The sequence below is a fragment of the Fibrobacter sp. genome, from assembly GCF_045112255.1.
In the GTDB taxonomy this organism is placed as follows: domain Bacteria; phylum Fibrobacterota; class Fibrobacteria; order Fibrobacterales; family Fibrobacteraceae; genus Fibrobacter.
Genome location: NZ_JBGUHR010000025.1, coordinates 14,944 through 29,597 on the forward strand (window position 1 = coordinate 14,944; position 14,654 = coordinate 29,597).

9 protein-coding genes are annotated in these 14,654 nt (G+C 50.9%); 8 read left to right on the plus strand and 1 reads right to left on the minus strand.

Annotated features, from left to right (window positions below; translation table 11 throughout):
• Positions 1-415 precede the first annotated feature (415 nt).
• The 8 genes from ACJMM9_RS02190 (at position 416) to ACJMM9_RS02225 (ending at position 13,601) form a co-directional block, all read left to right on the plus strand.
• Positions 416-1,414 carry an aldose 1-epimerase gene (locus ACJMM9_RS02190; protein WP_405323408.1) on the plus strand — a complete coding sequence of 333 codons (999 nt, stop codon included), beginning with the start codon at positions 416-418 and terminating at the stop codon, positions 1,412-1,414.
• A gap of 121 nt (positions 1,415-1,535) precedes the next feature.
• Positions 1,536-3,851: a glycosyl hydrolase gene (locus ACJMM9_RS02195; RefSeq protein ID WP_405323411.1), complete on the plus strand. Its 2,316-nt coding sequence runs from the start codon at positions 1,536-1,538 to the stop codon at positions 3,849-3,851.
• Between the two features lie 310 nt (positions 3,852-4,161).
• Positions 4,162-6,051 (plus strand): T9SS type A sorting domain-containing protein, encoded by a 1,890-nt coding sequence (locus tag ACJMM9_RS02200; RefSeq protein WP_405323414.1) that lies wholly within the window; start codon positions 4,162-4,164, stop codon positions 6,049-6,051.
• 188 nt (positions 6,052-6,239) lie between these two features.
• On the plus strand, positions 6,240-8,045 hold the full coding sequence (locus ACJMM9_RS02205) for a glycosyl hydrolase (protein WP_405323417.1): 1,806 nt from the start codon (positions 6,240-6,242) through the stop codon (positions 8,043-8,045).
• A 141-nt stretch (positions 8,046-8,186) separates the two neighbouring features.
• Entirely contained in the window at positions 8,187-10,073 is a 1,887-nt protein-coding gene (locus ACJMM9_RS02210; RefSeq protein ID WP_405323420.1) for a glycosyl hydrolase, read from the plus strand.
• Positions 10,074-10,138: 65 nt separating this feature from the next.
• Positions 10,139-12,559 carry a DUF3536 domain-containing protein gene (locus ACJMM9_RS02215; RefSeq protein WP_173830884.1) on the plus strand — a complete coding sequence of 807 codons (2,421 nt, stop codon included), beginning with the start codon at positions 10,139-10,141 and terminating at the stop codon, positions 12,557-12,559.
• On the plus strand, positions 12,559-13,080 hold the full coding sequence (gene hpt / locus ACJMM9_RS02220) for a hypoxanthine phosphoribosyltransferase (protein ID WP_405323424.1): 522 nt from the start codon (positions 12,559-12,561) through the stop codon (positions 13,078-13,080). The genes ACJMM9_RS02215 and hpt overlap by 1 nt, the downstream gene beginning before the upstream one ends.
• Positions 13,077-13,601 (plus strand): hypothetical protein, encoded by a 525-nt coding sequence (locus tag ACJMM9_RS02225; RefSeq protein WP_405323426.1) that lies wholly within the window; start codon positions 13,077-13,079, stop codon positions 13,599-13,601. The genes hpt and ACJMM9_RS02225 overlap by 4 nt, the downstream gene beginning before the upstream one ends.
• Before the next feature lie 4 nt (positions 13,602-13,605).
• On the opposite strand, the gene queA is transcribed toward ACJMM9_RS02225, so the two are convergent.
• A complete protein-coding gene (queA, locus tag ACJMM9_RS02230; RefSeq protein ID WP_088640909.1) occupies positions 13,606-14,652 on the minus strand; it encodes a tRNA preQ1(34) S-adenosylmethionine ribosyltransferase-isomerase QueA in 1,047 nt (348 codons plus the stop codon).
• Positions 14,653-14,654: the final 2 nt, after the last annotated feature.

The following is a 14,654-nucleotide window of genomic DNA, read 5'->3' on the forward strand; positions in this document are numbered from 1 at the left end:
AGCAATCTAAAAAGGGGTAAAATTGAAAAAGGTCAAAATTTACGTCAAAAATGGTGCATATTAAAAGAAATTGACGTAAAATTTCAACGTTGTCTGTAATTTTTTGAGAAATTTGCGAAATATTAGAGGCAAATTTTTCAAAAAACTGACAAAACAGGCAATTTTTTGAAGGAAAAAGCAGCCCAGCGCCACCAAAATCTGTTTTTTTTAGCCAAAATTAGTTAATTTGTATAAAATTTTACGTCAAAAAATGAAGTTTTTCTATCATTTTGACGTAAAAAACGGCAAAAAATCAAAATCAAGAGAAAAATGCAGTAATTTAAACAGGCTCCCGTCTGTAGGAAGCCCGCGAGCGTTCTCTCGTCTAATTACTAAATTCTCTAACAACCATTGACTATCAGCTAATAACTAAATCATGAGCAACTTCAAACTTATTTCCCGTCCTTTGGGCACTGTGCAGTGCTTTGTTTTGCAGCGTGACGACGGCGCTGAATTTGAAATTTTGAGCGGTTATGGCGCCGGTCTCAACGCCTGGCGCATCCCCGACAATAACGGCAAGCTCCAAGACCTTCTCTTTGGCTACCGCGAGGGCGACGACATTTTCAAAATGGGTCCCGACACCAACGCGGGTTGCAGACTTGCCCCTTTCCCGGGACGCGTGGCATACGCCAAGTTCAACTGGAACGGGAGCGATTACCAGCTCGTGAACAACGTGAGCTGGGCACCGCATGCCCTCCACGGCTTTTTGCAGAACAAGGAATGGAACCTCCTGAGTTTCGAAAGCGATAGCGAAAAATGCATCGCGACACTCGGTATCGACTGGCCGGGTGCATTTACCGGGTTCCCGTTCCCCTTCCGCGCCGTCAACAAGATCACGTTCACAGGCGAAAGCTACACCATCGAATCGACCGTCACGAACATCGGCAAAAGCGACCTCCCCTATTCCGAAGGTTGGCACCCCTATTACACGCTCGGTGAAAAAATCAACGGTCTCCGGATGACCCTCCCGGAATCGAACCTCGCAATCCTCGACAAGGCAGACATCCCGACAGGCGAATTCAAGCCGGACACCCGTTTTGTAGGCGGACGACTCATCAACGACGAGTTCATCAACGACTGTTTCTGCCTAAACCAGGGCGAAAATCCATACGTTCTCAAAAACAAGAAAAATTTTGAGAACATTTTAGCTACGGTAGAACTCAAGAGCGACACAAAATCGCTCCAAATTTGGCAAAAGGCAGGCGACGAACAATATAACGCCATCCAGATTTACACACCGCCTGACCGTATGAGCATTGCCATCGAACCGATGACCGCAGAACCCGATACTTTAAACCATCACCGCGACTTAATCGTCATCAAGCCGGGCGAAAGCCGCACATTCACCTTCGGGGCAAAGTTCCAAAAACGCTAAAAACGGGTTAAACCGGCACTCAAAAACGCCCGTAAACATATTTTTTCCTTCCAAGCGAAAATGCTATTGCATTTTCGCTTTTTTCAATATATTTTGAGAACACGTTTCTTAAGGAGAGAACATGGATTTTAAGAAAGTTTTCCTCGCATGTGGCCTTTCTGCCGCCTGCACCGCCTTCGCGGCACCATATGAAGCCGAAGACGCCGCCATCACCAAAGACGCAGCCGTCGCCTCAAACACCGCAGCATCCGGCGGTAAATACGTTAAGATGAACGGCGGCGACATCACTTTTTCCAAGGTGACGGTCGAAAAAGCAGGCAAGTACACCATCGTTCTCCACTACATGAACAATTACGGTGGATCCAAGATTAACAACGTCGAAGTCGGCGGAGCCTCCTCTGCCGTGACATTCGACGTGACCGACAAGGGCAAATTTGCCGACGTCGAAACGGTCATGAACCTTGCAGCCGGCGAGAACACCATCGCCATTACCAATAGCTGGGGCTGGATCGACCTCGACTACATCGAAGTCAAGGGCTACGAAGCCAAGGCGTTCAACCTCTGCAACGCCCCGATCACCAAAACGGCAACCCCGTCCGCCGTCAAGCTTTACAACTTCCTCGTCAACAATTTCGGCAAAAAGACCATTTCCGGCGTGATGACCGGCAACATGGACGCCTACACCAAGGGCGACTTTACCCAGCACGAAGACGTCCAGGCTGTATTCAAGGCTGGTGGCAAGTACCCGGCACTCGTCGGCTCCGACCTCATGAACGCCACGGGCGCGAACAAGAACGACGGCTGGTTCCAGGAATACACCGAAAAGGCAATCGATATCGCCAAGACCACCTGGAAGAAGGGCGGCATTCCGGCATTCACATGGCACTGGCGTCCGGGCGACGAAGTGGAATTCTACGTCAAGGGCGCTCACGACACCTATACCGAATTCGACTTCACCGAAGCATTCGTCACGGGCACGACCACTTGGGATACGCTCTCCACAGCTTACAAGGCCATCGTCTCTGACATTGACCTCGTCTCCAAGATTTTCCTTGACCTCCAGAAAGAAGGCGTCGCCGCCATCTTCCGCCCGCTCCATGAATCCGGTGGTAACTGGTTCTGGTGGAGCACCCACACCGGTAAGCAGTTCGCAGCACTCTACCAGTTGCTCTACGAACGCATGGTCTTCACGAACGGCGTCAACAACCTCATTTGGGACTTTAACCCGAAGGACGCCGCTACGATGTCCTGGACTCCGGGCGAAACCTATTATGACATTTTAAGCGTCGATATTTACAACAACGCCAACGATCACCAGAGCAACAGCTCCGCATTCATCGACCTCACGAACAAGGCCGGCACCAACAAGATCATCTCGCTCAGCGAAAACGGCCCGATTCCTGACGTTGACAAGATGTACGAAGATGGCGCTACCTGGAGCTGGTGGATGCCGTGGTACGATTCCTGGTCCGCAGGTTACGTGAGCCAGACCGCAGCAAGCGTATGGGCAAAGAACCTCGCCGACGAACGCATTATCACCCTCGACGAAATGCCGGGTTGGGACAACTACAACGAAGCTGCCGCCGCAACAAACGCTTGCCCGACCTCCACGCAGAATGCCAAGTTCGGTGCAGACACCGCCAAGGCCAATTCCGAAAATGTAGACCTGCTCATGGGCGTGACCTACAAGGCCATCAACGATAGCGGCGCAAACATCGAATTCAAGAAGGTTCCGAACCTGACCGGCGCAAAGAGCATCGCCGTCACTATCGAAAACAAGGGTTCCGGCGGCGAAATGGACGGCATCTGGATCGGCATGGCATTTGTCCGCGACGGTTCCAAGGACAAGGCTTGGACTTGGGAACAGTCACCGTCTGACGGCTGCTGGCTCAATGACGGCGCAAAATCCACTTGCGAATTCGCCATCGAGACTTACACCGACGCTGATGGCGTAGAACACCCGATGGATCTTGACAACCTCTTCTCCGTCACCTTCATTCTGGCTGGCGCCAACGGATTTTCAGGCACAGTCCTCTTCGACAACATGGTCACGGACAACGGCATCATCATCAACGGATTCAACAAGAAGACTGAACTCTTCTCCGCCGCAGACCAGAGCAAGGGCCACATTGCAAGCATCGAACTTTACAACAAGGACGGTACGCCGGCTGGCACATCCGCAATCAAGCCAATTGCCGCTGCAAAGAAATCTTACATGAGCGTCAAGAACGGAAACGTCTCGCTCACAGCAAACGCCTCCGGCTTTGCAAGCATCGACGTGTTCAACATGATCGGCAAGCGCGTCGCGACACTCCACCGCGGAACCCTCAGCGCAGGCAGCCACACGTTCAGCCTTCAGGGCCTCAACAAGGGTCAGTACATCATCCGCGCCAAGGGCGCCGGACTCAACGCCACCCAGAAGGTACTCCTCAAGTAGATTATAACACAAAAAGCTAAATACACAAAGGCAGTCGCGAAAGCGGCTGCCTTTTCTCGTGTGTGCATTTTGTCACTTTTTACCCCAAAATCGCCAAATAAAGCATTTATTCCGCTTACATTTCCCTGAAGAAATTGCACTTTATCACAGGGCAACTTGACTTCATTTTTACCGAATCTATTTTTCTATTAACGATATTTAGGATGTTTGGGGGTGTGGACATTTTCCACTGTTTTGTCAACACTCAAAAGTCGGGATAGACCTATTTCATCGTTATTTATCTAGTTTCAAAGAAAAACAAGGATATTCTATGAATAGCTTCAAGACTTTAATCGCCGCAACGCTTCTCGGAACCGCCGCTTTTGCAGCACCGGGACTCACCGTAAACGGCACGGATCTCCAATACAACGGCAAGAAGATTTTTTTCTCGGGCACAAACCTCGCCTGGAGCGACTACAACTCCGACGTGGGCGCCGCCCCGCTTGACGAAAACGCATGGCGCAAGGCCGTGGAAGGCACACGTGCCGCAGGCGGTAACGCTATCCGCTGGTGGCTCTTTAACAACATGAGCCAGAGTCCGACGATTGACGAATCCACGCATTTGGTCACGGGTCCGAAGGAAAACACCATCGCCAACATGAAGAAAGCATTGGACATTGCCGAAGAATACGGCGTGATGGTCTCGATGTGCCTTTTCAGTCACAACTTGATGGAACCGAACCAGTGGGGCATTTACGCAGACGAAAAGCTCGACATTACCGCAAACGAATTGCTTTTTGAAGACGCAGGCACCAAGGCTTTCATTGACAATGTACTCATCCCGGTCGTAAAGGCAATCGGCAACCACAACGCACTCATGACCTGGGAAGTGTTCAACGAACCCGAAGGCATGACAAGCGAATGCAGCGGCTGGACGACAAAGAAGATGGCACTTGCCAAGATCCAGAAGTTCACGAACAAGGTTGCCGCCGCCATCCACACGACAAACCCGGAACTCCTCGTTTCAACCGGCAGCGTGAACATCAAGTATCAGAAATACTGGAATGACGCAGCCCTCATCGAAGCTGGTGGCGAAGCCAAGGGTACACTCGACTTTTTCCAGACCCACTATTATCCGTACTACCAGGATAATTCCGTTAGCCCGTTCATGAACACGGCCGCCCAGATGGCAACGAAATACAGCTACGATTCCAAGCCGATGATCATCGGGGAATTTCCGGCAAGCGGCTGGGCTGGCGATACCTACAGATCTAATTTTGCGACAAAGACCGAAATCACGACAGAAGAATGCTACCGCAAGGCTTTTGACGGCGGTTACGCAGGCGCTCTCGCCTGGCAGTACATCGGCGACAAGACCGAATCGCAATTTGGCGGTTACAGCTACTCGATCGACCCGGCACTTGATGCCATGAAGAAACTCGCCGCAGCAGAAGAAGCTAGCATCAAGATCAAGGATGTGGACATTTCCGGCTCCACGGGCGGAAACGGCATGATGGCCGTGACTTACGGTGCAGATAACGGCCAGGTCGAATACCAGAACAAGGGCGGCTGGGACCTCTCCAGCGCAACGACGTTCACCTGGACGGCAAAGAACAACGGAGCAACAGAAGCCGACATCTACCTGATCTTTAAGCTCACCGACGCATGGACCTGGACAGAAACCGACGGCAGCTGCAAGGTTCCGGCAGGCGAAAAGGTCACTTGCTCCATCGACATCTCTAGCTTTGCCAACCGCAACAAGACGCTCAGCATTACGTTTGCAAACTACGCCGCAGGCTACACCGGCACGGTAATTTACGACGACATCAAGGCTGGCGATTTGACGCTCTTTGACTTTAACACCGACAAGTACGACGCCTTCAAGCGCGGCTACAACAACACCGAAGAAATGATCCCGGAAATCAGGATCGTCTTCGATGAAAACTACGCCTATGGAAGAACCACGATTTCCAAGAACAAGCTTGCCGCAACCTCCAAATTCACCATCAGCGGCAACAAGATTATGCTCAACACAAAGGCGAAAGGCCAGGTCAGCGTTGACGTGTTCGGCATGAACGGAAGAATCATCGCCACGCTCTTCAACGGGAAACTCGGCGCAGGCAATTATGTGTTCACCCTTGCCGACATGCCGAAGGGACAGTACATCGTCCGCATGAAAGGTGCTGGAATCACCACGACACAGCCCGTGATTGTGAAGTAACAAGAAGCTTCGAGAGTCCCGCGCAAAAGCGGGGCTTTTTGTGTTTTATAGTTCATGAAAAATAACTGGATCCTTCGCTTCGCTCAGGATGACGAATGGCATGACAATACTGCGTTTTAGACGAATGCAGTGACGAAAATCCTTTGAATTTGAGGCGCAAAAATATAGATTTACAGATGGAGATATGGATGTTTATGAAACACTTTAACTACACAAATTTTGTCGCTACGGCAACAGTCGCAGCACTCGCAGGCACCGTTTTTGCCGCCACCCCCATCCGTTTAGAAGCTGAAGATGCCGTCCTCGCCGATGACCACAAAGTCGTCGTTTCCGAAGACGCAAAGGCTTCTGGCGGCAAGTACGTTCAGATGAAAGAAGGTAACCTGGAATTCAAGGTGACTGTTCCCGCTACGGGATATTACACACTTTGGGCCACATACCAGTTGCCAACCGCTTCTGGGAGCAAAATTCAGAACTTGACCGTCAACGACGTTTCTGCCGGACAGATTTCTTTCGGCACATCTGATGATTTCAAGACCATCAAGGGCGCGGGCAAAATCAAACTCACCGCAGGCGAAAACAAGATTGGCATCGTGCATAGCTGGGGCTGGGTCAACCTCGACTACATCGAACTCACGGAATACGAAGCTAGCCCGTGGAGCATTTCACCGAATCCCGTTACGCCGGAGCCGACCGAAAGCGCGCAGAAGCTCTACAACTTCTTGCTCAACAATTTCGGCAAGCATGTGATTAGCGGCGTCATGACGGAACGCCCGTTCGAAAACAATGGTCAGTACACCCCGCAAACCTACGAAACGCAAACCGAGCTTAGCTACATCAACAAGGCAAGCGGCAAGAACGTGGTCCTCGTGGGTTTTGACTTTTTACACGCTTCGGGCAAGAATTCCGATCAGCAATGGTATCAGGGTTACACGCACGCTTCGCTCGAAATGGCAAAGACCGTTTGGAAAGCAGGCGGCATTCCGCAATTCAACTGGCATTGGAAAGACCCGACGCTCGAAGTTGAAGCATTCTACACCGAATCTAGCGGCAACACGCCCTTCGTAGAATTCAGCATCAACAAGGCATATGACGAAGCGACTGGCAAATGGAAAACAGAAAGCGATGCGTACAAGGCAATGGTCCGCGATATGGAAATGATCGCCGATTCGCTTTTGACTTTGCAAAAAGAAGGAGTCGCCGTTCTTTGGCGCCCGCTCCACGAAGCAAGCGGCAAGTGGTTCTGGTGGGGTACCGATGGTGCAAAGCCGTGCGTTGCTTTGTACAAGCTCATGTTCGACATTTTCGTAAACCAGAAGGGTTTGCACAACTTAATTTGGGTATGGACGACAGACGAAGCGACTGACGCACTCGACTGGTATCCGGGCGATGAATACGTAGACGTTGTTGGACGCGACTACTATTACTACCCGCGAGAATCCAACCACTCTAGCCTTGTCGGGAGCTTTGAAACCGTCAAGGAAATTTTCGGTGGCAGAAAGATTGTAACGCTCAGCGAAAACGGTTCTGTGCCCTACCCGGACGAAATGAAGGCCGATGGCGCTAACTGGAGCTGGTTCATGCCGTGGTATGGCGACTACGCGATGGAAGGCTGGGCAAACGACAACAATGCCAAAAGCTGGAAAATCGTGATGAACAACGAATACACCTTGACGCTCGAAGACATGCCGGGCTGGAACAAGTACGAAATCGTCCCGCCGCCGACAACGGGAATCAAGAGCGTAGTGACCGCAACAAAAGCTAACGCCAATTTGGTCGTAATCGGCAAGAATTTGCAAATTAGCGTTCCGAACGCAGCCACAGGCTACACCGCAAAAGTCGCGATTTTCGACATGCAAGGCAACCAAGTGATGAGCCGTGCTATCAACGGTGCAAACACTAGCATCAGCTTGAACGGAATTGCAGCCGGGCAATACATTGTGCAAGTGCAAGGCAAAGGATTTGCGCAGAACGAGAAGATACTGGTAAAATAATTGAGAATACCGATCCCGGAACAAAGTCCGGGATGACAATGTAAAAAACAACGTTCCCGGCACAAGGCCGGGATGACATTGCAAAAAAAACGTTTCCGGCACAAGGCCGGGATGACAATGCAAAAAAATTGGAGTGTAGATATGGGATGTAAATTAATCGCGGGCGCTTGCTCCGCAATGGCTTTTGCCACAGCTGTCGCATCAACATCAGTTTATGCGGCACCGACAACTTACGAAGCCGAAGACTTGAGCGGCGCCACTGTTGCCGAAGGCGCAGACTTTTCGGGCGGTAAATACGCCAAGCCCGCTGACGCAAGCGGCATCACGTTTACGGTCAAAGTCGAAGAGACCGCCGTTTACGACATTACCACAAAAGTTCTCATCAAGCAATACGACTGGATTACCTCTAAAATCACGGTCAACGGCGTCGATGTAGGCTCCATGCTCACGACCCCGCGCAATTGCGATTCGAGCTACGTCGTATCGGCTTCCGCCAAAATGAAGGTCGGCGAAAACAAGATTACCGTCGGAAACCAGGCAATCGGCGTGGACTACATTACCGTCGAGCGCCACCCGGATCCAGAATACAAAATCGGCACCGCACCTGTCACGCCCAACGCGACAGAATCAGCCCGCAAAGTATTCTCGTTCTTGCGTGACAATTTCACAAAAACAACGCTTAGCGGCATGATGATCAGCGACCAGAATTTCAACTACGACTACGGCAACATGAGAATCATCCCGCCGGGTGGCTGCACTCCTGCCGATTCCTGCAAGTACACTGATGCAGAAGTCTCGTGGAAAGGCCAGACGGACATTGCCGAATTTTACAAGCGCACTGGACACTACCCCGCCATTGGCGGCTTCGACATGCTCTTTGCCGCCGGCGGGCATTCCGATGAAGGCTGGTTCAGAGGCTATTCCGAAAACAACCTCCTGATGGCAGAAGAACTCTGGAAGCTGGGCGGCATTCCGACATTCACATGGCATTGGAAAGTCGGCGAAGACACTGTATTCTACACCAAGGACACCTACCCTATGAACGGCTACCGCAGCAGCGGCTGTGCCAATGGCGCAAAGGGTTCTAGCGAAAGCAACACATGCTTCAACTACACCAAGGCTTTCAAGGATTCCACTTGCAAGGAAATCAACGAAGCCTCTCAAGAATACAAGGACATCGTAAGCGACATCGATAAAGTTTCTGCATTGTTCAAGCAGTTGCAAGATAAAGACGTTGCCGTCATCTGGCGCCCGCTTCACGAAGCAAGCGGTGGCTGGTTCTGGTGGGGCGTCGGCAGTGGCGACTGTTACAAGCAACTTTACCGCCTCGTCTTTGACCGCATGGTAAAGACAAATGGCCTCAAGAATTTGCTTTGGGTCTGGAACATCAATACCGACCCGCAATTCGGTTACGATTACTCCGCCCTCAATGCAAGCTGGTATCCGGGCGATGAATACGTAGACATCGTTGCCGTCGATATTTACGATCCGCTCAACGACCACAATTCCGGCGCGAACTACTACAACAAAATCGTAAGCGACGTGGGCACAAACAAGATGATTGCCTTGAGCGAAAATGGCGCCATCCCAGACATCGACAGCATCGCCGAAGACAAGGCTAATTGGAGCTATTGGATGACCTGGAGCCAGACCTGGAGCGGAAACTTCCTGGAAAAGACGACCACAGAAATGTGGAAGAGGAACCTCGACGACAAGCGAATCATCGCCCTTGACAACATGCCCGGTTGGGATAAAGTCACCGTCCGCAATTCTGGATCAAAGCGCATTGCAACAAACAACATAAGTCTCGCCGTAAACGGCAAGTCGCTTTCGCTTTTTACGAATAAAAATGGCCGCGCCACCGTCACCGTTTTTGACCTGACGGGCCACCGTGTCGCAACGCTTATGCAAGGCAATATTTCCGCCGGAACTCATGATTTAAGCCTTCAATCCATCGCCTCCGGAAATTACATCATCAAAGCGAGTATCGACAAACACAACACAATGCAGATATTACGCTTAAAATAGTGTGCGCTGTAACATGTATTCTAAAAAAAAGGTTCACTTTTGAACCTTTTTTCTATTTTTAAGCCATGACCGAAAAGAACCCCCTTTACTTTACCATTCACGGACATTTTTATCAGCCCCCTCGCGAAAACCCTTGGACTGGCGTTATCGAGAACCAGCCAAGCGCACGTCCGTTCCACGACTGGAACGAACGCATTGCAAGCGAGTGCTATAGCCCAAACTCCGCAAGCCGTATTTTAAATTCTAAAGGCAAAATTGTCGATATCGTAAACAACTACGATTTCATGAGCTTTAACATCGGCCCGACTCTCATGGGCTGGATCCGCACCAATACGCCCGACACCTACAAGCGCATTCAGGACGCCGACAAGCGCAGCCAGGAACGCATGAACGGGCACGGTAACGCAATTGCTCAAGTTTACAACCACATCATCATGCCGCTTGCAAGTGCGCAGGACAAGCGTACACAAATCCGCTGGGGCATTGAAGACTTCAAGTTCCATTTCGGACGCATGCCCGAAGCCATGTGGCTTGCCGAAACCGCCATCAATTTTGAGACCGTCGTTGAACTTATCAAAGCAGGCATCAAGTACACCATTCTCTCGCCCACGCAGGCCGACAAGTTCCGCAAGTTTGGCGACAAGAAGTGGACCGATTGCAGCAACACGAACATCGACACGACGCGCCCGTACCGCATTTACCCGCGCGACAAGGAAGGCAACCTCGTCTGTGACGGTTACCTCGACGTATTCTTCTACAATCCGTGGCTTTCGAGCGCCGTCGGCTTCGAGCACTTGCTCCGCGACGCCGGGACATTTGGACACCGCATTGAAAGCGCCTGGGATGCCAATCGCAGCGAACCTCAGCTCGTAAGCATCGGCACTGACGGCGAATCTTATGGCCATCACGAACCGTTTGGCGACATGTGCGCCGCATGGCTTTACAACAAGTTTGCACCGCAGAACAACATGGTTCCGGTGAACTACGGCTGGTTCCTCGAAAAGTTCCCGCCCAAGCACGAAGTCGAGCTCAAGAATTTCTACGGCGAAGGCTGTGCATGGAGCTGCGCTCATGGAGTCGGCCGCTGGTACAGAGACTGCGGCTGTTCTACCGGCGGTGGCGCCGACTGGAACCAGAAATGGAGAGGCCCACTCCGCGACGCCTTCAACCATCTCAAGGAAGTCGCCGACAATATTTTCGTTCGCGAATTCGAAAAGATTTCTAAGATCGATCCATGGGAAGCACGCAACAACTACATCCAGGTCATTGTCGCGCCCGAAGACGAATCCCGCAAGGAACAATACCTCAAGGAAACGCTCAAGGATTACAGCAAGCAAGAAGACCGCGCCAAGGCCATTCGACTCCTCGAAATCCAGAAATTCTGCCTGTTCAGCTTCACGAGCTGCGGCTGGTTCTTCAACGATATCGAAGGTCTGGAACCGGTGCAGAACATGCGTTACGCACTCCGCGCGATGCAACTCTTGAAGCCGTTCCTCCCGATGGGCGACAATCTCAAGAGCGAAATTCTGTACATCCTCGCCCGCGCCACGAGTAACGAACACAAGTGGAACGGCGCCGAAGTCTTCACGAAGTACGCCGAAGAAAACGTCCCGTCCGTCATCAAGCAGATGGCAGAACGTGCAGCGATTTACCACCTCGAACTTGAAGAAGACTACCTCAACAAGGATTCCCGCATCACGGCTACGAAGATCGCGTCCCGCCGTCGCCAGACGCTCGTACGCACATCTTACGAAGACAACGATCTCGGTGAATCTTGCGTGACCACGAACTTGGTTGTCACAGACCAGCTCAGCCGCGTAAACATCGTCGTCGCCATGGGCGAAGAAAAGGAAAGCGCTCTCACGTTTGTTGAAAATCCAAACATGACGACGGAACAGCTCCACGAACTTTACCCAACAGCATACGTTGTCCGCATGAGCAATCTCGCGAGCGATTCCTTGAAGCGCATCAACTTGCTTTCGACGCAAAAGCACCTTGAGAACATTACGAAGTCGTTCTCCGGCTTTGCTCTGAACCATGGCATTTCCATCGACAGCCTTGCCGACCCGGATCACACATTGCCGGACACCATGCGCAAAATCCTCACTGTGGAAATCAACGCCAGAATTCATCACGCCGCATTGCAGCTTTTGAACGAACACAACAAGGCGACCATCGAAGAGATCCATGAACTCATTGACGAAGCTACTGCACTCAACACGCACTTTAGCTTCGGCGGGCTTGGTCACATGTTCTTCCACAAGCTCACGCTCCTCATTGACGAAGTTTCCAAGAAGTTCAACGAAGAAACGCTCAACTATATCACCGACCTCATCACGGTCGCCGACTGGCTGAAGCTTTTCATCAACAAAACATCTCTTGAAAACCACGTCTTCGGCATCTACAAGCAATACAAGGCTGAACCAGATGGAAAGTTCGCGGCCCTCAAGCCGATGTTCCAATGGTTGAACTTTGAGGTGGTCTAATGTACAAGCTGCCAAGCGCTCCACTCATTACCGCGCAGCAGATAAACGCGCGCCTGGACTCACTCGCCCAAGAACTGAAGGCGTTTGATTTCGACGTGATTTTATCTGCACTGACTGGCAGCTATATATTTACCGCCGATTTGTCCCGCCGTATCGCGACTCCGAAATTGCGCATTGCATTTATCAAGGCGTCAAGCTACGGCGAATCCGACCAACCTAACGCAAACGTCCTTATTTCGGGCCTTGAAGGTCTCGACATCAAGGGCGAGCGCGTTTTGTTGATTGACGACATTCTCGACACTGGCAACACGATGTATTCCCTCGTGAAAGCCCTCGCGGACTACTCCCCCGCATCCATCACGACTTGTGTACTGTTGAACAAGGAATCAAGACGAACGGTGAATTACCATGCCGACTTCGTTGGTTTTGAAATTGAAGATAAATTTGTGGTAGGTTACGGTCTCGACTATGCAAACACGTACCGCTCCTATCCAGAAGTATGGGCACTTGAAGAAGCATGATTGAAAACAACAACACAAACAATAACGAAAACGATGACTTGAACGAAGTCAAGAAACATGCGACCATGACTTTTGCAGCCATTGAGCGCAGTTTCAATAGAATGGCATACCGCAGAAGGAATACCATCCGTATCATCGTCTGCTTGCTGTTTTTTTTCTTGGGCTACCAAGCCAACAACTGGTTCAGCAGCAAGATCCCGACTGAAAAGATCATCGAGAAAATCGCCGCACAGCCGGACCTCCCGAACAAATGCAAATACCGTTACGACCGTTCCATGGAATACGCCATCATGCACGAATGCGTGTTTTCGCATGATACGCCAACCAATGAAGTCAAGCTGATCCAGCGCATCAATTACTGTTCTTGCGCCTTGGAACGTGTACAAAAAAAGAAGCCCTTCCAGAAGATGTTTGAAAACAATCTGGAGGACTTCACATTCAAGATTCGCGAAGAAATCCTTTGCAAGGACGAAAAGATTCCGCAGGCGCTCGAAATGGAATCCGAAACGCCTACAAAGTAATCCCTTACAAAATCAGCATTCCGTCGCCGTAGCTGAACAATTTAAGCTTGTTCTCTACGGCCATTTTGTATGCGTCGAGCGTGTTTTCGCGGCCATAGAATGCGGACACAAGCAAAATCAGAGAACTTTTTGGCCAATGGAAATTGGTTAAAAGTCCATCAATCAATTTGTACTTGTAGCCCGGATAGAAGAATGCATAGGTCACGCCCTTTTGCGGTTTCAAGAATCCGTTCGCATCGGCAATCGTCTCGACCACGCGCGTACTCGTCGTGCCGACTGTCACAATGCGGCCGCCTTCGCGTTTTGCCTTGTTGATGATGTCCGCATTTTCCTTGGTGAGTTCATAATGCTCGCCATGCATTTTATGCTGCGTGAAATCTTCGACGGAAATGTTCTGGAACGTCCCTGGACCCACATGGAGCGTGACTTCAGCGACATAGACGCCCTTGGCCTTTAAGTCATCTAGCATTTGTTCGCTAAAGTGGAGGCTTGCCGTCGGAGCGGCCACGGCGCCAGCATACTTTGCAAAAATAGTCTGGTACGCCTTTTTATCGTCTTCATCATCGGGGCGGTCAATATAAGGAGGCAGTGGAACATGGCCTTCCCTATTCATGACCTCTTCCATTTCAGAAGGCGTTTTTTCAAAGCGCAAGACACGATTACCGTCTTCCTCATGAACTTCTTCCACAAAAGTACGCACTCCAGCAAGCGTCAGTTCACGCCCAACCTGGAATGCCTTACCCGGGTGCACTTTCGCTTCAAAGCGGGCCTCGCCCGATTCAGACGGGTTCAGCGCCTGGACCAAAAGCACTTCGACTTGGCCACCAAATTGAGTTTCACCATAAAGACGAGCGGGAATCACCTTCGTGTTGTTCACCACAAGGCAATCGCCCGGACGGAACAAATCGACAATTTCAGGAGCCTTCATAATGCGGCGTTCGCCGCCATTCTTCGGACAATACAAAATGCGCGTTTTGCCCTTACCCGCCGTACGGGACGCAATCAGTTCTTTCGGGAATTCAAAGTTGTAATCAGAAAGATGGTACTCCATCA

What these genes read in the sequence shown, in the direction of transcription:
- ACJMM9_RS02215 (WP_173830884.1), top strand. Translation starts at nt 10,139, where the DNA reads ATGACCGAAAAGAACCCCCTTTACTTTACCATTCACGGACATTTTTAT.
- queA (WP_088640909.1), bottom strand. Translation starts at nt 14,652, where the DNA reads ATGGAGTACCATCTTTCTGATTACAACTTTGAATTCCCGAAAGAACTG.
- ACJMM9_RS02195 (WP_405323411.1), top strand. Translation starts at nt 1,536, where the DNA reads ATGGATTTTAAGAAAGTTTTCCTCGCATGTGGCCTTTCTGCCGCCTGC.
- hpt (WP_405323424.1), top strand. Translation starts at nt 12,559, where the DNA reads ATGTACAAGCTGCCAAGCGCTCCACTCATTACCGCGCAGCAGATAAAC.
- ACJMM9_RS02210 (WP_405323420.1), top strand. Translation starts at nt 8,187, where the DNA reads ATGGGATGTAAATTAATCGCGGGCGCTTGCTCCGCAATGGCTTTTGCC.
- ACJMM9_RS02200 (WP_405323414.1), top strand. Translation starts at nt 4,162, where the DNA reads ATGAATAGCTTCAAGACTTTAATCGCCGCAACGCTTCTCGGAACCGCC.
- ACJMM9_RS02205 (WP_405323417.1), top strand. Translation starts at nt 6,240, where the DNA reads ATGTTTATGAAACACTTTAACTACACAAATTTTGTCGCTACGGCAACA.
- ACJMM9_RS02225 (WP_405323426.1), top strand. Translation starts at nt 13,077, where the DNA reads ATGATTGAAAACAACAACACAAACAATAACGAAAACGATGACTTGAAC.
- ACJMM9_RS02190 (WP_405323408.1), top strand. Translation starts at nt 416, where the DNA reads ATGAGCAACTTCAAACTTATTTCCCGTCCTTTGGGCACTGTGCAGTGC.